The 21323-nt window shown below is 65.2% G+C and carries 19 protein-coding genes, 1 tRNA gene and 1 pseudogene; 11 read left to right on the top strand and 10 right to left on the bottom strand.

Annotation, left to right across the window (positions count from 1 at the left end):
* Positions 1–101: 101 nt before the first annotated feature.
* The 7 genes from F9K34_RS08980 to F9K34_RS08950 all read right to left on the bottom strand — a co-directional run bounded on the left by F9K34_RS08980 (position 102) and on the right by F9K34_RS08950 (position 6528).
* A complete protein-coding gene (locus tag F9K34_RS08980) occupies positions 102–1166 on the bottom strand; it encodes a GlxA family transcriptional regulator (RefSeq protein WP_291336616.1) in 1065 nt (354 codons plus the stop codon).
* Between the two features lie 99 nt (positions 1167–1265).
* The gene (locus F9K34_RS08975; protein ID WP_291336615.1) at positions 1266–1547 is read right to left on the bottom strand and encodes a hypothetical protein; all 282 of its coding nucleotides are present in this window, start codon (positions 1545–1547) and stop codon (positions 1266–1268) included.
* Positions 1531–2625, bottom strand: a complete 1095-nt coding sequence (locus F9K34_RS08970) for an ABC transporter ATP-binding protein (protein WP_291336614.1) — start codon at positions 2623–2625, stop codon at positions 1531–1533. The genes F9K34_RS08975 and F9K34_RS08970 overlap by 17 nt, the downstream gene beginning before the upstream one ends.
* A 9-nt stretch (positions 2626–2634) precedes the next feature.
* Positions 2635–3468, bottom strand: coding sequence for an ABC transporter permease (locus F9K34_RS08965; protein WP_291336613.1), 834 nt, complete (start codon positions 3466–3468; stop codon positions 2635–2637).
* Positions 3465–4310 (bottom strand): ABC transporter permease, encoded by an 846-nt coding sequence (locus F9K34_RS08960; RefSeq protein ID WP_291336612.1) that lies wholly within the window; start codon positions 4308–4310, stop codon positions 3465–3467. Before F9K34_RS08960 ends, F9K34_RS08965 begins: the two co-directional genes overlap by 4 nt.
* A 73-nt stretch (positions 4311–4383) precedes the next feature.
* Positions 4384–5499 carry a polyamine ABC transporter substrate-binding protein gene (locus F9K34_RS08955; protein ID WP_436405725.1) on the bottom strand — a complete coding sequence of 372 codons (1116 nt, stop codon included), beginning with the start codon at positions 5497–5499 and terminating at the stop codon, positions 4384–4386.
* A 135-nt stretch (positions 5500–5634) separates the two neighbouring features.
* Positions 5635–6528 carry a LysR substrate-binding domain-containing protein gene (locus tag F9K34_RS08950; protein ID WP_291336611.1) on the bottom strand — a complete coding sequence of 298 codons (894 nt, stop codon included), beginning with the start codon at positions 6526–6528 and terminating at the stop codon, positions 5635–5637.
* Positions 6529–6628: 100 nt separating this feature from the next.
* Between F9K34_RS08950 and F9K34_RS08945 the strand changes: the two genes are divergently transcribed.
* Together F9K34_RS08945 and F9K34_RS08940 are read left to right on the top strand one after the other, a co-directional pair.
* A complete protein-coding gene (locus F9K34_RS08945) occupies positions 6629–7405 on the top strand; it encodes a creatininase (protein WP_291336610.1) in 777 nt (258 codons plus the stop codon).
* 106 nt (positions 7406–7511) lie between these two features.
* Positions 7512–7904, top strand: a complete 393-nt coding sequence (locus F9K34_RS08940) for a sulfotransferase family protein (RefSeq protein WP_291336609.1) — start codon at positions 7512–7514, stop codon at positions 7902–7904.
* Positions 7905–7988: 84 nt separating this feature from the next.
* On the opposite strand, the gene F9K34_RS08935 is transcribed toward F9K34_RS08940, so the two are convergent.
* Positions 7989–8582, bottom strand: a complete 594-nt coding sequence (locus F9K34_RS08935; protein WP_291336608.1) for a cupin domain-containing protein — start codon at positions 8580–8582, stop codon at positions 7989–7991.
* A gap of 350 nt (positions 8583–8932) precedes the next feature.
* Here F9K34_RS08935 and F9K34_RS08930 point away from each other — a divergent pair, with 350 nt between their 5' ends.
* The 8 genes from F9K34_RS08930 (at position 8933) to F9K34_RS08895 (ending at position 19800) form a co-directional block, all read left to right on the top strand.
* Positions 8933–9889 (top strand): TAXI family TRAP transporter solute-binding subunit, encoded by a 957-nt coding sequence (locus tag F9K34_RS08930; RefSeq protein WP_291336607.1) that lies wholly within the window; start codon positions 8933–8935, stop codon positions 9887–9889.
* A 122-nt stretch (positions 9890–10011) separates the two neighbouring features.
* Complete coding sequence (locus tag F9K34_RS08925; RefSeq protein ID WP_291336606.1) at positions 10012–12774, top strand: TRAP transporter permease; 2763 nt, start codon at positions 10012–10014, stop codon at positions 12772–12774.
* An 11-nt stretch (positions 12775–12785) separates the two neighbouring features.
* The gene (locus F9K34_RS08920) at positions 12786–13214 is read left to right on the top strand and encodes a universal stress protein (protein ID WP_291336605.1); all 429 of its coding nucleotides are present in this window, start codon (positions 12786–12788) and stop codon (positions 13212–13214) included.
* A 52-nt stretch (positions 13215–13266) separates the two neighbouring features.
* Positions 13267–14244 (top strand): carbon-nitrogen hydrolase family protein, encoded by a 978-nt coding sequence (locus F9K34_RS08915; protein WP_291336604.1) that lies wholly within the window; start codon positions 13267–13269, stop codon positions 14242–14244.
* Between the two features lie 68 nt (positions 14245–14312).
* Positions 14313–17045, top strand: coding sequence for an aminotransferase class I/II-fold pyridoxal phosphate-dependent enzyme (locus F9K34_RS08910; RefSeq protein WP_291336603.1), 2733 nt, complete (start codon positions 14313–14315; stop codon positions 17043–17045).
* Between the two features lie 20 nt (positions 17046–17065).
* The gene (locus F9K34_RS08905; RefSeq protein WP_291336602.1) at positions 17066–18526 is read left to right on the top strand and encodes a biotin carboxylase; all 1461 of its coding nucleotides are present in this window, start codon (positions 17066–17068) and stop codon (positions 18524–18526) included.
* Positions 18526–19515 carry a C45 family autoproteolytic acyltransferase/hydolase gene (locus F9K34_RS08900; protein WP_291336601.1) on the top strand — a complete coding sequence of 330 codons (990 nt, stop codon included), beginning with the start codon at positions 18526–18528 and terminating at the stop codon, positions 19513–19515. The genes F9K34_RS08905 and F9K34_RS08900 overlap by 1 nt, the downstream gene beginning before the upstream one ends.
* Before the next feature lie 18 nt (positions 19516–19533).
* The gene (locus F9K34_RS08895) at positions 19534–19800 is read left to right on the top strand and encodes a hypothetical protein (protein ID WP_291336618.1); all 267 of its coding nucleotides are present in this window, start codon (positions 19534–19536) and stop codon (positions 19798–19800) included.
* A gap of 176 nt (positions 19801–19976) precedes the next feature.
* Here F9K34_RS08895 and F9K34_RS08890 read toward each other — a convergent pair.
* Positions 19977–20051, bottom strand: a tRNA-Asn gene (locus F9K34_RS08890).
* 70 nt (positions 20052–20121) lie between these two features.
* Complete coding sequence (locus F9K34_RS08885; RefSeq protein WP_291336600.1) at positions 20122–21033, bottom strand: MBL fold metallo-hydrolase; 912 nt, start codon at positions 21031–21033, stop codon at positions 20122–20124.
* A gap of 42 nt (positions 21034–21075) precedes the next feature.
* On the opposite strand from F9K34_RS08885, the pseudogene F9K34_RS08880 reads away from it, so the two are divergent.
* Positions 21076–21323 (top strand): annotated as a pseudogene (locus F9K34_RS08880) (ATP-binding protein); the annotation flags it as partial.

Below are 21323 nucleotides of genomic sequence, written 5' to 3'. Positions count from 1 at the left end.
ACCGGGTCGAGGCGGGCGGGCGGCATCCGGGAACCGGGCGCGGGTGGCCTCTTCGACCCGCATGCCCCGGAGCGCAACCCGCGACCCCCCGCGCCGGGGGCTCAGGCCTTCTCGCCGGAGGCGCGGCGCCGGTGATGGACCCGGCTCGGCGGGTGTCCGAACCGGCGGGCGAAGGTCTTGGCGAAGTAGGACTTGGAATTGAAGCCGCAGGCGGCAGCGATCTCGAAGAGGGTCATGTTCGTCTCGGTGACGAGGCCGCGGGCGACGTCGAGGCGAAGGTTCTGGTAGAACCGCGCCGGCGTCACGCCGAGACAGCGCTGGAACTGCCGTTCGATGTGGCGCTTGGTGTAGCCGACCTTTTCGGCCAGGTCGGCCATCGACAGCGGTGTCTCCACATTGTCGGTCATCAGCTTCACGATCTCGATCAGCCCGGGATTGCGGGTGTGGAGCGCCGCGCCGATCGAGGTTCGCTGGCCGAGGTTCGCGCCGGCATCGTCCCGGAGCAGGCACATGTCCGCGACGACCGAGGCAAAGGCATCGCCGTGGTCCTTGCGGATGATCGAGATCGCCATGTCCGCCGCCGCCGCGCCGCCGCCACAGGTGAGGATGCGGTTGTCGACTTCGAACCGGCGCTTGCTCGGCGGAAGATTCGGGAACAGTTCGACAAAGCCCGGGTGGCACTCCCAGTGCAGGGTGAAGGTGCGGCCTTCGAGGAGCCCCGCCTGCGCGAGCGAGACGGCACCGGTGCAGATACCCCCGACCATGCCGCCGGTGCGGAAGTGCCGGTGCAGGAAGGCGAGGGTGGACTTCGCCGGATTGCCGCCTGCGAGATTTCCCGAGCAGGCGAAGAGGACGGTATCGCGGTCCACCGACGCGAGCGCCGCGTCGGCCGCGATCTCGACCCCGGAGGAACTGCGCACCGGCCTCCCGTCCTCGGAGACGACGCACCAGCGGTAGAGCGGCTTCTGCGAGAGCTGGTTGGCGATGCGGAAGGGTTCGATCGCGGCGCTGAAGGCAAGGAGGGTGAAGTCCTTCAGGAGCAGGAACGCATAGCTCTTGGTTTTCTGGACGTCACCTACGGGATAGTAGGCAGCGCCGAGCGGAACGAGCGCCCCGCTCATGTCGAGCATTTTCGCGACCTTTGCCGTGTCGTCCTGCCGAAGCATGGGTCCGTCATCCTCATCGCCGGCCGCTCCGGTCCGGCGCAGCGCTTCCCGCGGGTGCCGCGATGCGATGCTCGCGCAACCGGCTGCGGCGGCGTTCCCCTAGTCATACCCCGGACGCAAGAGCCGGGCCAGTACCACGAGCATGCGCCGGAGTGCGGCCCGTGGCCCACAGGAAAAGACCGTCGCGACCGGGGCTGCGTCGATCTGACACTGGCTGAGACCGAAGGTCGCGAGCGAACGACTGGCCGCATCCAGACCGGCGGCGGTCGCGTCGAGCGCCAGCGGCACGAGACGTCCAGACTGAAGCGCCGCGACCCGGCGGGCGCCATCGACGCCTGCGAGATGGCCGGCGGAAATGCCGGCGCTATTCTTCGGTGACAAGATGGCCGTCCGCGTGTGCCCACCAGGCGAAGAGCTCCTGGCCGATCTCCAGAGGGATGCCCGCCAGTTCCTCGTGGCTCTTCTGGACCCGGATCTCCTGCCCGGTGCCGGTCTCCAGGTAGATTGTGGCGGTGGCGCCGATGAACTCCTCCCCGATCATGCGGACGGGGATCGCGTTCACCGGCCCGCCGGGCGCGGTCAGGGCGAGGTTCGTCCGCGTGTCGAGGACGGTCAGGGTCGCGGACCGGCCCGGCGCTGCGGCAAGCCTTTCGCCGGAGGTCAGGCGCAGCGGGCCGGCCGGCGTGTCGAGCATCACCCCGCCGCCGTCCGACGCCGTGACCGTGCCGGTGAAGACGTTCGAGGAACCGAGGAAGTCGGCGACGAACCGTGTCCGCGGGGTCCGGTAGATTTCCTGCGGGGTGCCGATCTGTTCGATCTGGCCGCGGCTCATGATCACCACCCGGTCGGCCATCGAGAAGGCCTCGGACTGGCTGTGGGTGACATAGACGAAGGTGATCCCGGTCTCGCGCTGGAGATTCTTCAGGACCGACTGCATCCGGACCTTCAGGGCGGCGTCGAGCGCCGAGAGAGGTTCGTCGAGAAGCAGGATCTCGGGCTCCACCACCAGCGATCTGGCGAGCGCGACGCGCTGGCGCTGACCGCCCGAGAGCTGCGAGATGTTGCGCCCGGCGAACTCGGAAATCTGCATCCGGTCGAGCCACTGTTCGGCCCGCCGCCGCCGCTCGGCCTTGCCGACGGCGCGCATCTTCAGCGCGAATTCGACGTTCTCGACGACGTTGAGGAAGGGGAAGAGCGCCAGGCTCTGCCAGACCATCGGCGTGTCGCGGCTCCAGGTCGGCAGGTCGTTGATCGGCTTTCCCGACAGGCGGATGACGCCCTCGGACGGGGCCTCGAGACCGGCGAGCATCCTCAGCGTCGTCGTCTTGCCGCAGCCCGAGGAGCCCATGATCGCCAGGAACTCGCCCTTGCCGATCTCGAAGTCCATCCGCTTGACGGCGACGAAGTCGCCGAACCGCTTCACGACGCCCTCGAAGGAGACCAGCGTGTCGTTCTTCATGTTTCGCTCCTATTCGTCCGCCGACGGGCGGATCTGCGCGCCGCGACCGGTCAGCAGGATCTGCGCCAGGATCACGAGCGTCATGGATGTGACAAAGACGAAGGTGCCGATGGCGTTGATCCGCGGGCTGACCTGGCCCTGCAGGAAGCCGAGCACCTTGACCGGCAGCGTCTCGTTCAGGCCCGAGACGAACCAGGCGATGGCGAACTCGTCGAAGGAAACCGCCATGGTGATGAAGAGCGCGCCGAGGATCGCCGGCATCGTGAAGGGCACGATGACATGGCGCATCGCCGCCCATTCCGAGGCGCCGAGGTTCCAGGCGGCGGCCTCGAGGTCGGGGTCCATCTGGCTGAGGCGCAGACGGATGATCGCCATGGCGAAGGGGGCGCAGATCACCACATGGGCAATGATGACCGACAGTGCGTTGCCCGAAAGGCTGATGCGCGACAGGTAGGCGAGCATGGCAAGCCCGAGGATCACGACCGGGATCGTCGGCGGGATCAGCGCCAGCGCGAGATAGACCTGCTTGCCGAAGAACTTGTAGCGGTAGTCCGTATAGGCCGCGCCGAAGCCGAGCGCCGTAGCGATTACGCCCACGGTCACTCCGACAAAGAGCGTGTTGCGCAGCCCCTGCCAGACCAGCGGATCGGAAGCGACCGCCTTGTACCATTCGAGCGAGAACTCCCCGAGCGGGATCGAGGGGAAGCGGTCGGAGTTGAGGGAGAAGACGAAGCTTGCCGCGATGGGCGCGAAGACGAAGGCGTAGCCGAGGACGATGTAGGCCTTCAGCGCGACGTCGACGGCGCGGTTGCGGTTGATGCTGGCGGTGTCCCTGTCGCTCATTTTGTGCGGCCCTTGTAGGCGAAGCGGACGGCGGCGAAGGCCACGACCAGAAGCGTGCCGATCATGGTCAGCGCGATCACCGCCGCGCGGGGCCATTGCTGGCCGGACTTCGTGGTGTCGGTGATGAGGATGGAAAGCGTCGTCGGATCGCCGCCGCCGAGATAGATCGGGCTGACGAAGTCGCCGAAGCAGAGGATGAAGGCAAAGAGCGCGGCGATGACGAGGCCGACCCGCGCCGAGGGCACGATGACCTCGAAGACCGTTCTCAGCCGGCCGCAGCGCAGGTTGTGTGCCGCCTCGATCAGGGTGCGGTCGATGAAGACCAGGCTGAAGAGCTGGAGGAGGACTACGAGCGGGAAGGTCAGCGTCAGATAGCCGATCATCGTGGCGCCGACGGTGTTCAGAAGTCCGTAGGGGCCGAGGCCGATCCAGCCCAGCATCACGTTGATGATGCCGGCGTCCGACAGGAATATCTGCCAGGAATAGACGCGCACCAGATAGCTCGTGAAGAACGGGATCACCATGAGGAACACCGCCCATCGGCGCGCGTTGTCCGAGAGCTTGAAGGCGATCGCGTAGGCGCAGGGAAAGGCGAGAATGCTGACCAGGGCGGACGCGAAGGCGGCCATGGCAAGCGTCGTGCCATAGGCCTGCCAGAAGACCGAGCGGCCGTAGATCGTCACCCAGTTCACGGTGTCGAAGTCCGGCTGCATCCGGAAATTCTTCACCGTCCAGAAGCTGAGCGCGACGAGGAAGACCAGCGGAAAGACGAAGAAGAGCAACTGCCAGATCAGGAGCGGCAGCGAGAAGGTGAGACCATAGAGGGTCAGTGGTCTTCGCATTCGAAGCAATCCCCGGTCGATGTCACGGAAGGGAAGGGGCCGGCGGGGGAGCGTCCGCCGGCCCGCGACGGGCTCAGGCGCCCTTGTACTCCGACCAGAAGTCGTTCCAGTCCTCGAGGCTCTGCTGGACCGGCCACTGCCGGTACTGGATGCGGCCTTCGCGGATCATGTCGATGGCGTTGCCGGCATCCTTGGTCATGCCCTGGCGCTTGGCCTCGTCGGGGTTCTCGGCCTGCAGCACCTCCCAGCCCTTCTGGTTGGGGATGAGCGCCGGATAGGCCGCCATGTTGGCCGACTTCGCCTGACCCTTGGCCGAGGTGATGTACTGGATCCACTTCTTCGCCAGCTCGGCCTTGGTGGAGCCCTTGCCAATGGAGAAGCATTCCGACCACTGCAGGCCGCCTTCCTCGGGGATCACGGAGCGGACCTTGGCGCCGTTCTTCTCCAGGACCCCGGTAATCCAGTCGCCGATCCCGGCGAAGGCCAGCATCTGCCCGTCGTTCAGGGACGAGAAGGTGCCGCCATAGTCGAAGAACCCGCCTATCTGCGGACGCAAAGACATGGTCTTGTCCTTGACGGCGGACCACGCCGCCTCGTCGATGTCATAGGGATTGGCGTTGCCGTTCAGGAGGCTCATCTGCCCGAGGTTCGGCAGGTGCCAGTCGAAATGTCCGACCTTGCCCGTCAGCTTCGGATCCCAGAAGACGTTGTAGGAGGACGCCTCCGCTTCGGTCAGGGCGTCGGTATTGTAGGCGACGCCGAGGAAACCGAACCGGGTGACGAGCGAGAAGAGCTTGCCGTCGCTCCAGTTGCCCGGGAAGTTCTGGAACTCGGGGAAATATTCGTCGATGGCGTAGTCGTTCGGATCAAGCTCCTCGACGTATCCCGCCTCGTTCAGCGCCTGCACATACTCGGCATCCGAGAGGATCACGTCAAAGGTGCCGGGCGGCGACTGCGAGATCAGGCCCAGCATGTTGTCGCCGCCGGTATAGTATTTCGGCACGAACTTGACGTTGTTCTCGGCCTCGAACTCGGCGACGATATCGGGCTCGGCATGGCCGTACCATGCGAGCATGGTCAGCTCGGTCGCCTGGGCGAAGGCGCGGCGCGACAGCATCGGCGTGGCCAGCGCGGCCGCCCCGGTCGACAACAGCGTCCGGCGCGTAATGCCTGTTCGGGGCATCCTCATCTGTGACATTTTCAACTCCCTGTCTTGTTGGCGAGGCAATCTCCACGCTGCGCAATCTAGAGGAGCCGCCCCCCCGCAACAAAATCGATTATCGAAATCGAACCATTTGCGAAGCAAATACAACTGAAGGATCAATCAGTTTGGCAAACCGTCCGTCCCGGGGCCGACACGGTCGAGGCGCGCGACAAGGTCGCTGACCAGTTGCACGCCGGCAACCGACAGCCGCGGATGCTTGTAGAAAAGCCCGACGCGCAGCGGTTCGAGCCTGGGGAATCCGTCCGCTTCCTCGAGGACGCGCATTCCCGGTTGCATCGTTGCCTTGGTCAGCGCCGTCACGCAATGCCCGCTCAGAACCGCGCTCTGCAGGCCGTTGATGCCCGGCCCGGTATAGACGATCCGCCAACGGCGTTCCGCGGCATCCAAGGCCATCACCATCCGCGACCGGTACTCGCAGCCTTCCGGGTGGGCGCCAAGCGGCACCGGCCGGCTCGGATCGGGGCGGAAGCACTCCGCCGCCGCCCAGATCGGCTGTTCGACCCAGGACCGAGACAGATACGGCATCCGCGCGGTCGGCATCATCGCGACGATCACGTCAAGATCGTCGGCCCGCAACCGCTGGTGAAGATCGCGGCTCAGGTCACAGTGGATTTCGAGGCCGACCTCGGGATGGTCGTGACTGAACGCCGTCATCGCATCCTGCAGGAAGGCGACTGCGTAGTCGGTGGGCAGCCCGATGCGCAGCACGCCCGTCACATACGAGCGATGGAAGTAGCTGACCGCCTCGTCGTTGATCCTGACCATCTCGCGCGCATAGCTCAGCAGCGCCTCGCCGGCGGCGGTCGGCAGGATGGCGCGTCCTTCCTGCGCCAGCAGGGGCGCACGGACCAGTTCCTCAAGCCTCTGGATCTGCAGCGATACGGCAGGCTGGCTGCGCCCCAGGAGCGCGCCCGCCTTGGAGTGCCCGCCCAGTTCGACCACGGCGATGAAGGTGCGCAAGAGGTCGGTTGGCAAGTTCGTGATGGCGGTCATGGATTTGCGTCCGCAATGGAAGGATTGCAACAATCTATTTTTCTTATCCGCGCTTGGCAACGTACCTAATGGTCGACAACAGCAGGATTTGGGTTCCCCGATGCAGCCGACTACCGCCTTCGCCTCAGAACTGACCTGGCCCGACTACGACGCGGCCGTCAGGGACGGAAAGACGCCGATCCTCATTCCCATCGGCGCGATGGAACAGCACGGCCACCACATGCCGCTGCATGTCGACGTGCTCCTGCCGACCGAGTTTGCCCGCCGCGTGGCGCTTGAGGTCGGCGCCCTCGTCGCGCCGCCCTTCACCTATGGCTACAAGTCGCACCAGAAGTCCGGCGGCGGCAACCACCTGCCCGGCACCACTAGCCTCGACGGGGCGACGCTGGTCGCCGCTCTGAAGGACGTGGTGAAGGAATTCGCCCGCCATGGCGTGCGCAAGATCTGTCTCGTGAACGGACACTACGAGAATTCCTGGTTCATCGTGGAAGGCATCGACCTTGCGCTGCGCGAGCTGCGCTGGGACGGCGTGACCGACCTCAAGGTCGTGGTCCTGTCCTACTGGGACTTCGTCCACGAGGAGGCGATCGCCAGGCTCTATCCCGACGGCTTCCCCGGCTGGGCGGTGGAACATGGGGGCGTGCTGGAGACTTCGCTGATGCTGGCGCTTCACCCGCAGTTCGTGCAGCTCGACCGCGCCGTGGACCACAAGCCCGCGACCTTCCCGCCCTACGACGTCTATCCGGTCAAGCCGGAATGGACGCCGCCCTCGGGCACGCTCTCCTCGCCGAAAGCGGCCTCGGTCGAGAAGGGGCATATCCTTCTCGACGTCTGCACCAGGGGCATCGTCGCGGCGCTCAGGGCCGAGTTCGACTGAGGGCAACGCTCCCAAGGGCTTTGCCCCCCGGCCCAGAAGCCTGTCCGACAAGACTGCTGGACACGGCTGGGGCAGACACTCCCTCGACTCCCGGCGAGGGACCGGAATGGCACTTGAAGCCATCGGATCGGGATTTGGGAGGGCGGGAACGAAGTCCTTGCCGGCAGCCCTGGAGCGGCTCGGCTACGGACGGTGTCATCACATGCATGAAGTCGTCGAGAACCCTGAACAGGTGCTGCATTGGCAGAAGCTGGCGGCTGGCGAAGCCGTCGACTGGACAACTGTCTTTGCCGGATACAAGTCTCAGGTGGACTGGCCGGGCGCGCATGTCTGGCGCGAGCTCGCCAGCGCCTTCCCGAACGCAAAGTCCGTCCACACGGTTCGCCCCGAGGAAAACTGGAATACGCCCTATCCGCGCTTGTCGCGCCCCGTCGCTGCACCTCGGGCGAAGGATGGCATTGTGCGATCATGCGGGCATGACCGATCTGCCAGCCCATAGGACCGAAGCGCAGCCTCTCCATGCCGCGGCCTTCACGTGAGTGCGGAACCGTCCCTTCTACTGCTGCGCGATCTTGGCGAGGGCTCAATCTGAACGGCAGGTCGCGGAGATCAGGATGCAGGGTTCCCGTCCGGTGTTCCTGAACCGATGCGGGATCGTGCCGTCGAAGCGATAGCCGTCGCCCGGCCCGAGACTGGCCGACTGATCCGCGACCGCAAGCTCGATCCGGCCCGAGATGACGACCCCGGTTTCCTCTCCGTGGACAGCAAAGGCCTCGATGCCGGAATCCGCGCCGGGGGCATAGGTTTCCTCCAGCATCTGCATCCGACGCGCGTCCGAGCGTACGATCTGGCGAAGCGAGATGCCCGAGGCCAGTTGCATGGTCTGGAACAGCTTTCGCGCGCGGATCTCGACGGGGTCGGCGGCAGGGAAAAAGACCTGCTCCGGAACCTTCTCGTCCGCCGCGAAGAACTCCGACAGGGTCAGGGGAATGGCATCGAGGATACGCTTGAGCGAGGCGACCGAGGGCGAGGAGAGATTCTGCTCGATCTGCGAGATCAGCCCGTTCGTCACCCCGGATTTCCGCGCGAGTTCGCGTTGCGACAGGCGGCGCGCGGTGCGGACCGCCCTGAGGCGATCGCCAATGTTTATCTTCTGTTCCGAAGCGTTTTCCGACACTTGGGATGTCCCTTTAAGGTGATGGTGCAGAACCGGCGCGCGGAGATCATAACGCTGGATGTCTATGCTAAACAATGTTGAATAGTATTTTAAACGGCGCTACCGTGGCAAGGTCGTTGCATGTCTTGGGCTGCCGGCGGTTCGCCGCTTGGCGTGACCGCCTCATGGCGCCGGAGGGCATCACGGCAGAACCGGGGTCGGGCCGGGAGGTCCGGCGAGAGGCGCGCTGCGTCTAGGCAGGAAAGGATGTGCGTTCAGAAAGCCCAAGCGGCTGAACTTGGCGACCTGCCGGGACGGCAAGATCCCGGGCGTCATCGGGCATCACAGGATTCGTGACAGGGAGATTGACGATGACTTACCTCAAGACACTTACGTTCGTCGGCGCGATGGCGCTGGCGACATCCGCGGCCGCCGAAGAGCGGTTCATAACCATCGGGACGGGCGGCCAGACCGGCGTCTACTTCGTCGTAGGGCAGTCGATCTGCCGTCTGGTGAACCGCGACACGCCCACCACCGGGCTGAAGTGTACCGCACCATCGACCGGCGGCTCCATCGCCAATATCAATGCCATCGCGGCGGGTGACATGGACATGGGCGTCGCGCAGTCCGACTGGCAGTATCACGCCTATAACGGTTCGTCCGAATTCGAGGGCAAGAAGGTCGACAAGCTGCGCGCCGTCTTCTCGGTGCATGGCGAACCCTTCACCGTCGTCGCCCGCAAGGACGCGAATATCACCAGCTTCGACGACCTCAAGGGCAAGCGCGTCAATGTCGGCAATCCCGGCTCGGGACAGCGGGCGACGATGGAAGTCGTGCTGGACGCGATGGGTTGGAGCGACAGCGACTTCGCGCTGGCCTCGGAACTGAAGCCCGCCGAGCAGGCGGCGGCGCTCGGTGACAACAAGGTCGATGCGATCATCTACACGGTCGGGCATCCGAACGGGTCGATCCAGGAGGCCACCTCCACGGTCGAGGCGAACCTGGTGCCGGTCACGGGCGAGGCCATCGATAAGCTGGTCGCCGACAACGCCTATTATGCCAAGGCGACGATCCCCGGCGGCATGTATGCCGGCAGCCCGGATGACGTCGAGACCTTCGGTGTGAAGGCGACCTTCGTGACCTCGGCGGACGTCCCCGATGATGTGGTCTACGAGGTGGTCAAGGCGGTCTTCGACAATTTCGACCGCTTCAAGGGCCTGCATCCGGCCTTTGCCAACCTCAAGGAAGCGGACATGATCAAGGACGGTCTGTCCGCGCCGCTGCATCCGGGGGCCGAGAAGTACTACAAGGAACGCGGCTGGATGTAAGCCAGCCCTTCGCGCCGTCCCGTCCGCAGGGCGGCGCCACGACCGGCCGATCCACCTTCGTCGATGCCGGACGATACTTTCATCTCAATCGGTGATGAACCCGGCAAGGGTCAGGGGGGGACATGACAGGACAGGACCAGCAGCAAGCCGCCGTGGTCGAGAATGAAGCCGCCGGGCATGGTGGTCTCAGCCAAGCGGAGCTTGACGAACTCGTCGCATCCTCTGACACCGGCGCGCGCGGCCAGCGGGGGCCGGTCGGCGCCTTCATCGCGATCGTCGCGCTGGCGTGGTCGCTCTTCCAGCTCTGGATCGCCTCGCCGGTTCCGTTCATGCTCGGCTTCGGCGTCTTCAACGATACCGAGGCGCGCTCGATCCACCTTGCCTTCGCGATCTTCCTGGCCTTCGCCGCCTTTCCCGCCGCCCGCACCAAGGTGCAACTGGTGCTCGGCGTCGGTGTCCCGCTGGTCCTCGGCGCGCTCTTCTTCGTCTCGGCCAAGGAAGGGACGCAGGTCTGGTGGATTCCCCTCGTCTCCATCGCCATCGTCGGCGCAATCGTGCTCGGCTCTCCCAAGGACCGGATTCCGCCCTGGGAATGGGTGCTTGCCGTCGTTGGTGCGGGCACGGCGCTTTACCTCTATGTCTATTACCAGGACATCTCCGGCCGCGTCGGCGCGCCGATCCTTCAGGATTTCGTCGTCTCGGTGATCGGCCTGATGGTCCTTCTGGAAGCCACACGCCGCGCGCTCGGGCCCGCGTTGATGATCGTGGCGAGTGTCTTCCTCGCCTACACCGTCCTCGGGCCCTACATGCCCGAGATCATCGCCCACAAGGGCAACAACCTTTCCGAGATCGTGAACCACCAGTGGATCACGACGGAGGGCGTCTTCGGCATCGCGCTTGGCGTCTCGACCTCCTTCGTCTTCCTCTTCGTGCTCTTCGGCTCGCTTCTCGACAAGGCGGGGGCGGGGAACTACTTCATCCAGGTCGCCTTCTCGCTCATGGGCCACATGCGGGGCGGGCCGGCCAAGGCCGCCGTCGTGTCGTCCGCCATGACCGGCCTCATCTCCGGTTCGTCCATCGCCAACGTGGTGACCACCGGCACCTTCACCATCCCCTTGATGAAGAAGGTGGGCTTTTCGTCCGAAAAGGCCGGCGCGGTCGAGGTCGCATCCTCGGTCAACGGACAGATCATGCCGCCGGTCATGGGGGCCGCCGCCTTCCTTATGGTCGAATATGTCGGCATTCCCTATTTCGACGTGGTCCGCCACGCCTTCCTGCCCGCCGTCATCTCCTACATCGCGCTCGTCTACATCGTGCATCTCGAGGCGATGAAGGCCGGGATGGAGGGGCTGCCGCGCGCCTATACGCCGAAGCCCATCGTGCAGCGGCTGATCGGCATCGCCTTCACCATCGCCGCGATCTGCGCGATCTCGCTTGCCGTCTATTACGGCATGGGCTGGGTGCGCCCGGCCTTCCCGGCGACGGCGGGTTACATTGTCTTTGCCTTCCTGGGCGTGGTCTATGTCGGCCTCCTCTGGATCGCGTCGCGGGAGGAACCGCTGCATCTCGACGATCCGAACGCACCGGTCACGCAATTGCCGCTGCCGGGGCCGACGATCCGCGCCGGGCTGCACTACATCCTGCCGGTCGTGGTGCTGGTCTGGGCGCTGATGGTCGATCGCCTCAGCCCGGGCCTCTCGGCCTTCTGGGCCACGGCCTACATGATCTTCATCCTTCTCACGCAGCGTCCGCTCATGGCGATCCTGCGGGGCGAAGGGGAACTCGGCGGCGCGATCCGCAAGGGTATCAGCGATCTTTTCGACGGCCTCATCACCGGCGCGCGCAACATGATCGGCATCGGTATCGCCACGGCAACGGCCGGCATCATCGTCGGCGCGGTCAGCCAGACCGGCGTCGGATCGGCGCTTGCCGACGTGGTCGAGGTGCTGTCGGGCGGCAATCTCCTCGCCATCCTCGTCCTGACCGCGATCCTGTCGCTGATCCTCGGCATGGGCCTGCCCACGACGGCAAACTACATCGTCGTGTCGGCGCTTCTCGCGCCCGTGATCGTCACGCTCGGTCAGCAGAACGGGCTGATCGTGCCGCTGATCGCGGTCCATCTCTTCGTCTTCTACTTCGGCATCATGGCGGATGTGACGCCGCCTGTCGGTCTGGCCAGCTTTGCCGCCGCCGCCGTCTCGGGCGGCGATCCGATCAAGACCGGCGTCGTGGCCTTCTTCTATTCGCTGAGAACCGCCGCGCTGCCGTTCCTGTTCATCTTCAACACCGACCTTTTGCTCATCAACGTGGATCTTCTCCACGGCATCTTCATCTTCTTCGTTGCCACCATCGCCATGCTGCTCTTCGCGGCGGCGACACAGGGCTGGTTCCTGACCCGCAGCCGCTTCTACGAAGGGATTGCCCTGCTGCTGGTCGCCTTCACGCTCTTCCGGCCCGGCTTCTGGATGGACATGATCTATCCGCCCTTCATCGAGGTTGCGCCGACGGAGATCGCCTCGGCGGCCGCCGATACGCCGGCGGGGGAGAACCTGCGCCTCCGCGTCGCCGGGGTGAACGATCTCGGCGATCCGATCCAGTTCGTCGCCCTCGTCCCGATGGGGGCGGAGGCCACCGGCGAGGAAAGGCTCTCGGCCGCGGGGCTCGCCTTCCGGCAGGATGGCGACAGGATGATCATCGACGACGCGGCCTTTGACTCGCCCGCGCAGAAGGCGGGTCTCGACTGGGATCAGGAGGTGCTGCGCGTCCTGCGGCCGGCATCGACGCCGTCGAAATACTGGATGTTCATTCCGGCGCTGGCGCTGCTGGCATTGATCGTCATGATGCAGAGGGGCCGCGCGCCTACGCCGCGCCGCGCCGACGCCTGAGGAGGGCGCACATGTACAAGACAATCCTCCTGACCGTCGATCTCGGAGATGCTGCATCCTGGAAGAAGGCGCTGCCGGCCGCGACGGAAATCGCGCGGGAATCCGGGGGGACGCTGCACGTTCTGTCGGTCGTGCCCGATTTCGGCTCTCCGCTCGTCGCCCAGGATTTTCCGCGGGATTTCCAGAAGAATGCGGTCGAGAACGCGAAGGCCCGTCTCCAACAGTTGCTTGGCGACGAAATCCACGGGCCGCTGAACGTCGTGCCTCATGTCGCGGTGGGGAGGGTGCATGAGGTCGTCCTCGAACATATCGAGGCGACCGGCGCCGAACTCGTCGTCATGGCGAGCCATGCGCCCGACCGGGTGCGGGAATTCCTCGTCGGGTCACAGGCCGACCGGGTGGTGCGGCGTTCGCCGGTTTCCGTTCTCGTCGTGCGATGATATGGCGAAGGAACGGCCCGACACAGGGGCCGGGAACGATACAGGCCCGCATATGACCCCTTTCGCAATCGCCGGCGTGCAGATGTATGTCAACGCGCTGCAACCCAATACGGATGGCATGATCCATCGGATCGACATCCTGATGGCACGCTTCCCCTGGACGCAGATGGTGCTTTTCTCGGAACTCGCGCCCTTCGGCCCGCTGCCGAAATTCGCGCTGCCGTTCCGGAATGACAGCCTGTCGCGGTTTCAGGATGCGGCGCGCAAGCACAATATCTGGCTCATCCCCGGCTCGATGTTCGAGAAGGCCGAGGATGGACACATCTACAATACCTCCGTCGTCATCAACCCGGCGGGAGAGATCGTATCGAGCTATCGCAAGATGTTCCCGTTCCGGCCCTACGAGGCCGAAGTGGCGGCCGGCACCGGCTTTTGCATCTTCGACGTGCCCGAGGTAGGGCGCTTTGGACTGTCCATCTGCTACGACATCTGGTTCCCGGAAACCACGCGGCACCTGACCGCGCAGGGGGTCGAGGTGCTGCTGCACCCCGTGCTGACCGGCACGACCGACCGGGATGCCGAGCTTGCGATCGCGCGGGCCACGGCGGCGCAGTTCCAGTGCTACGTCATCGACGTGAACGGCCTCGGCGCGGGAGGAAACGGCCGGTCCTGCGTCGTCGATCCCTCGGCCACGGTGCTGCACCAGTCGGCGGGGCAGGAGGACATGTTCCCGATCGAGGTCGACCTCGACCTTGTCCGGCGCACGCGGGAAACCGGCATGAAGGGTCTTGGCCAGGTGCTGAAGAGCTTCCGCGACAGGTCCGTCGATTTCCCGGTCTATGACCGTGCCAGCGGGGCGGATGCCTATCTGCACAGCCTCGGCGCGCTTGAAATGCCGCGGCAGGGATCGCGCTCGGGCATTAATCCGCGCGTGACGACCGTGATCGGCGAGGCGCACAAGTCAATGGGTCCGCCATTTCGCGACGACGCGGGCTTTCCGCCGCTGGCGGGGCGAATTTCCACGGGCTGACCACCGGCCGAAGCGTCCGGAAGGAACGCGCATCGACTGGCGGAACGCCGCTGCATGAGGAAGAGAGAATGCAGTCGATGAGCGACTACTACTCGGCGGTGCAACTGCGGTCCGACCGCTGGAGCGCCTTGCGCGAAAAGCTGGACCAGCTCGAGCGCGAACCCGAGGGAAAGCGCTCGAAACAACTTCGAAGTTCGGCCGCAGAACTCTTCGACGCGCTGGCGGTCATCGAGCGATACTGGGCCTTTCCCGGCGTGGCCGCCTTCGACCACATGCGGCGGCAGTTCGAGCACGGGCTGATCGAGGAGGTCGCCTTTGCCGCCCGGCGGGTCACGCGCGGGCTTGGCACCGGCGCCTATCGACGCCGTCAGATACCGCTGGAACGCGGCAGTCTGGACGAGGACAAGGAGGAAGAAGCGCTTCTGCCACCCGAGGCGCGGGCGCTGTCGAAACCCTATTTCGAGGTCCTCATCGTCGACGACGTGAACGAGCATCAGGAACGCTGGCTGAAGTCCAACATGGCGTCGATGCGGCGGTCCGAGGACGCCTTCATCTACGAACCGGTCGTGGTGCCGAGCCTCAAGGACGCGCTGATCTGCGTCCTCTTCAACTACAACATCCAGGCGATCGTCGTGCGCCCGGGCCTCCGGCTCGACTCGGACGTCGATCTGCCCATCCTGACGCGCTACCTGAACCGCGCCGGCGGCGAGCAAAGCATCGAGGATATCCCGCCGGAGGATTACGGGCCCGAACTCTGCCGCCTGATCGCCAAGGTGCGGCCCGAGCTTGACGCCTACCTCGTGACCGACCGTTCGGTCGAGGACATTGCCGGCCTCGATCTCGGCATCTGCCGGCGGGTCTTCTACAATCAGGAAGACTTCATGGAACTGCACCTGAACATCCTGCGCGGGGTCCAGGCGCGCTACAAGACGCCGTTCTTCACCGCGCTCGTCGAATATTCCAAGCAGCCGACGGGGGTGTTCCATGCCATGCCGATCAGCCGCGGCAAGTCGATCACCCGGTCGCACTGGATCCAGGACATGGGCGCCTTCTACGGCCCGAACATCTTCCTCGCCGAGACATCGGCGACGTCAGGCGGGCTCGACAGTCTTCTCGAACCCACCGGGCCGATCAAGAAGGCGCAGGAATACGCGGCGCGGGCCTTCGGGTCCAAGCAGACCTTCTTCGCAACGAATGGCACTTCGACCTGCAACAAGATCGTCGTTCAAGCCCTTGTAAGGCCTGGGGATATCGTGCTCGTCGACCGCGATTGCCACAAATCGCACCACTACGGAATGGTGCTCGCGGGGGCGCAGGTGCGTTACCTCGACAGCTATCCGCTGAACGAATATTCGATGTACGGGGCGGTGCCGCTGAGTGAGATCAAGCACCAGCTCCTTAAATTCAAGGCCGCGGGCAAGCTCGACAAGGTCCGGATGCTGCTGCTGACCAACTGCACCTTCGACGGCGTGGTCTACAACGTCGAGCGGGTGATGGAAGAATGCCTTGCGATCAAGCCCGACCTGATCTTCCTCTGGGACGAGGCATGGTTCGCCTTCGCCCGTTTCGGGCCGACCTATCGCCAGCGGACCGGGATGAACGCGGCCAACATGCTCCGCGAACGGCTGAAATCGCCCGAACACGCCAAGGCCCATGCGAAACAGGCCGAAAAGCTGAAGGATGCCGACGAGGCGACGCTGCTGAAGACCCGCCTCATCCCGCCGCCGGATGCGCGGGTGCGGGTCTATGCGACGCAATCGACGCACAAGACGCTGACCGCGCTCAGGCAGGGTTCGATGATCCATGTCAACGACCAGGACTTCAAGGGCGAGGTCGAGCAGAGTTTCCACGAAGCCTACATGACCCATACCTCGACCAGCCCGAACTACCAGATCATCGCCTCGCTCGATGTCGGTCGTCGGCAGGTGGAACTGGAAGGGTTCGAGTTCGTCCAGCGCCAGGTCGAGGCGGCGATGGCGATGCGGCGGGCGATCTCGACGCATCCACTCCTGCAGAAGTACTTCAAGGTCCTCGCCGCGGGCGACATGATCCCCGAGGAGTTCCGCGAGAGCGGGGTGGAGAGCTACTACAACCCCGAACAGGGCTGGACCGACATCTGGGAGTGCTGGGAGAAGGACGAGTTCGTCCTCGACGCGACGCGGGTGACGCTTGCGGTCGGTGGCACCGGCTGGGACGGTGACACGTTCAAGACCCAGGTGCTGATGGACAAGTACGGCATCCAGATCAACAAGACCTCGCGCAACACCGTCCTCTTCATGACCAATATCGGCACCACCCGATCCTCGGTCGCCTATCTGATCGAGGTGCTGGTCGAGATCGCCAAGGAACTTGACGACCGGCTCGACGATGCCTCGAAGATGGAGCGTCTGTCGTTCGAGCGGCGTGTGAAGAACCTCATGCAAGATCTTCCACCTCTGCCCGATTTCTCGCGTTTCCACGAGGCGTTCTGTGCCGATGCCGACACCGGAGAGGGCGACATCCGTAGTGCCTTCTTCCTGTCCTACGACGAGAACAAGTGCGACTATCTCGAGCTTGACGGCGCGATCGAGAGGGAGATCGACAAGGGTCGCGCGGTCGTTTCGGCCTCGTTCATCATTCCCTATCCGCCGGGGTTCCCGATCCTCGTTCCGGGCCAGGTCGTCAGCCGCGAGATCCTCGGCTTCATGCGCGCGCTCGACGTTAACGAGATCCACGGCTACCGCGCCGACCTTGGCTTGCGTGTCTTCACCGACGAGGCGCTGGCAGGACAGATCACCAAACTTGCAACCGCGGCTGAATAGGGACAGGGAGAGACCAGGAAATGCCCAGAAAACAGCTCAACAACATCTCGGAAATCCGCCGCTTCTTTCACCGGAACGAGGATCCGATTTATTTCGTCTCGGCCACTAACTTCAATCTTCTGGGCATCGACGAATGGTGCAAGAACTTCAAGTACATCTGCTACATCGACTGCTATGACGGCCGCCATCCGAACGTCTTCTGCCCGACCGAACAGCCGCATGCGGAGTTTCAGTCGATCGAGGACATCAACAACTACCTTCTCCAGCACAAGGAGGTCGTCGACCTCGTCAGGCGCCGGGGCGGCAAGCCCAAGTTCGTCTTCCTGATGTTCGACGAGGAGACCGAGCGTCTGGCGAAGGAGCTGGGCGGCGAGGTCTGGTTCCCGAAGGCCAAGCTGCGCACCAAGATGGACAACAAGATCGAGACGGTGCGCGTCGGAAACAAGGCCGGCGTGCCGTCGGTGCCCAACACGCTTTCGGAAGTGAAGGATTACGCGCATCTCAGGCAGGTCTGCGAAAAGGCCGGAATCGGCCACGACCTTGTCCTGCAATCGGCCTTCGGCGACAGCGGCCACACCACGTTCTTCGTCAGGTCCGAGGCCGATTTCCGCAAGTACGAACACGAGATCGTCGGCCAGGGCGAGATCAAGATCATGAAGCGGATCGACTGCCGCGGCTCGGCCATCGAGGCCTGCGCCACGAGCGAGGGCACCATCGTCGGGCCGCTGATGACCGAGCTTGTCGGCTTCAGGGAACTCACCCCGTATCGCGGCGGCTGGTGCGGCAACGAGATCTTTGCCACCGCCTTCGCGCCCAAGCTCCGCGAGAAGGCGCGCGACCTCACTTTCAAGTTCGGCGAACAGCTCCGCAAGGAAGGCTATCGCGGCTATTTCGAGCTCGACTTCCTGATCGACAGGAAGACCGGCGACATCTGGCTGGGAGAGCTGAACCCGCGTATCACCGGCGCAAGCTCGATGACCAACCACGCCGCCTTCGCCCACGCCGACGCGCCGCTCTTTCTGTTCCACCTCCTCGAATTCTCGAAGGCCACTTTCACGCTCGACGTCGATGAGCTGAACGCGCGGTGGGCGGACCCGGACATGATCGACGGCTGGAGCCAGATGGTCATCAAGCACACCGAGGATTCGGTCGATCTTCTGACCGAGGCCCCGCAATCGGGCATCTACAAGATGCTTGACGATGGCCGCGTGGTCTTCGACCGCTTCGACTATCACCGCCGCGCCGTGGAATCGGAGAACGAGGCCTTCTTCCTGCGCATCCTGAGGAAGGGCGACTACCGCTACGAGGGCGCCGACCTCGGCATCCTCGTCACGCGCGGCCGGTCGATGACCAGCGGATTCCAGCTGAACGAACGCGCGAAGAAGTGGATCCACGGCATTAAGTCGGCCTTCGCCGCCGAACCCCTGCCGATGTCGGCGGCGGGGCCGGCGCTTGCCGATCCGGCCTTCAAGATCATGTGATGGACGTCTGGTGGCGGGCCATAACCGAAGCAGACCCCGGTCCGAAATGGGCCGGGCTCTTCGCCGAGCTCTGGCCCGCCTACCGCCAGTGGTGGCTGCGCGAGGGCGCCGACGCGCGGCCGACCTATCTCGAAAGCCTCCGCGCGCTCGAGACGCACATGCCGGAACTCATCCCGCTCTACGACGAGCTTTGCACGCTTGCCGGCGGCGGCGACCTTGCCGCCCGGTTCCTCAGCCTCTACCGCCCGCCGCCCTACCTCTCGGGATGCAGTCAGGCGATCTGGCCGGGGAAGGAGCCGGTGCTGGTGCGCAACTACGACTACGATCCGCGCGCCTTCGAAAGCGTCGTGCTGCACACCTCATGGTTGGGCCGGACCGTCATGGGCACCTCAGACGGGCTCTGGGGGCTGGTCGACGGGATGAACGATGCCGGACTTGCCGTGTCGCTGACATTTGGCGGGCGGCGGGTCGTCGGGGACGGGTTCGGCCTGCCCCTGATCCTGCGCTATGTGCTTCAGACCTGCACCACGGCGGAGGAGGCGGGCAGGGCGCTCGCCCGCATCCCGACACACATGAGCTACAACGTCACCGTACTCGACCGGAAACGGAACTACCTCACCGCCTTCATGGCGCCCGACCGGCCCGCCGCGATCACCCATGCAGCCGTCGCGACGAACCATCAGGAACGCGTGGAATGGGACGCCCATGCCCGCATGACCGCGACCGTGGAGCGCGAGAGGTTCCTCCTGCAGCGCCTGACCCTGCATGTGGAGCCCGAGGAAAAGTTCATCGCCGCCTTCCTCCGACGGCCGCTCTATTCCTCGGCCTTCGACCGGGGTTTCGGCACGCTCTATACGGCCGTCTACCGCCCCCGGAAGGGCGAAATGGAACTCAGGTGGCCGCGCGCCGCCTGGCCGTTGAACCTGCACGCCTTCGAGGAAGGCACGCGACGGATCGTGACGCCCGAGCCCCGAAGCCGCGCGTCCTGACCACAAGGGAGGATCGCCATGTCCCACGTCTTTCCGCGGCATACGGAATCGGCGCCGCCGGTCGCCGCGGGCTGCCACCTGATCGGCAGTCCGGGCAAGCGCTGTCCCGACGCGTCGGGCGGGGCCGCCGTCTCCTTGCTCCGCGCCGCAATCGTGGCATGCGAGGCTGCGGACGCCGAACGCGAGCAAGGCGTGAGGGAGGTTCTGGAGGCGGCCGGGGAACTGGCGCGCGAGATCGTCGACGACTGCGAACGCTTGGAGGGGTCGCCGAACCGCATCGCGTAAGGCGAAGGCACCGGCCGGTCCGCCCGGAATCGTCCAGCGGAAACCCCGCCCCGCGCGGGGGTCTTCTGTTTTCGTGCGGGCGGTGGATTTCAGTGACAAATTCGGTGACAAGGCTGACACCGGTCAGAAACCGCCAGATCGGACGGCTCTTAAGTTATTTATTTTCTTAAGAATTTTGGCTCCGGCGGTAGGGATCGAACCTACGACCAATTGATTAACAGTCAACTGCTCTACCGCTGAGCTACGCCGGAACACCGGGGGGCGATATAGCAAGGCAACGTGGGGGCGTCCAGAGGGTTTGGCGGAAAAAGTCCGTCTCCGTCAAAGCCGGCGGAACCGCGACTCCGCGGTCGGGGTGCCCCCGCAGGCCGCGAGGTTTCTTTCCGCAAGATCAATGAGATGCGCGAGGACGTTGCGGGCCGCGGCGGGCAGGAGCGGGGCCGGCGTATCCCGGTAGATCGCGCGGGCGAGCGACATGGCGTCGGCAGGCCTTTCGGAGAGGCCGGCGAGGATCGCGGCCTCGCGGGCGCGACGGTGGGCGGCGAGCTCCGCGATCCGCCGGGCGGGGTCGCAGACCGGGTCGCCGTGGCCGGAGTAGAGCCGACGCGGCCGGAGCGCCGCGAGGCGGTCGAGCGACGCCATGTAGGCGCCCATGTCGCCGTCGGGCGGCGAGATGATGGACGTGGACCAGCCCATGACGTGATCTCCGGCGAAGACCGCGTCCCCCCAGAGAAAGCTCAGGTGATTGCCCATGTGCCCGGGCGTGTGGACGGCGCGGAGCGTCCAGTCCCGGCCCGCGACCTCGGCGCCGTCCGCCAGGGTGTCGTCGGGGGCGAAGCCAATGTCCACCCCTTCGCCCCCCGCGATGCTGCCCGCCGCCGCGAGCCGTTCCATCGCGGCGGAGCGTCCGGCCGTCGCGGGGCCGAAGGCCAGGACGGGCGCGCCCGTCGCCGCGGCGAGCGGACGGGCGAGGGGGGAATGGTCGAGATGGGCATGGGTGACGAGGATGTGGCTCACCCGCTCGCCGGGGGCGAGCGCGTCGAGCAGGGCGCGAAGATGGCCGGGCCCGGCGGGGCCGGGGTCGATCACAGCGACCTCGCCCTCGCCGAGGATGTAGCTGTTGGTGCCGTGGAGCGTCATCGGCGAGGGGTTCGGCGCCAGCACCACGCGCAGGCCCGGCGCAAGGCGCTGCGCCTGGCCGGGCAGGGGCCGGATTTCGGTGGCCGCATCCATGTTGCGCTTTCTCTCCCCGGGCCGCACCGATAGATTTGTTCCATGATTTCGTCCACAATCAAGCGCATCCTGCCGCGCGGTCTTTACGGCCGGGCCGCGCTCATCCTGATCGTGCCGATCCTCGCGCTCCAGCTCGTCGTGTCGCTGGCCTTCCTGCAGCGGCATTTCGAGGGCGTGACGCGGCAGATGACGCGCAACATCGCCCTCGAGATCGCCCTGATCTCCGACGCCGTCGCGGCGGCGCCCGATCCTGCCGGCGCGGCGGCCCCGGCGGCGCGGCTGGGCGAGGC

The organism is Albidovulum sp., from assembly GCF_008933605.1.
Classification (GTDB): Bacteria; Pseudomonadota; Alphaproteobacteria; order Rhodobacterales; family Rhodobacteraceae; genus Albidovulum.
The sequence above is the reverse complement of the archived record's forward strand: the minus strand, read 5'-3'. Positions and strand labels throughout refer to the sequence as shown.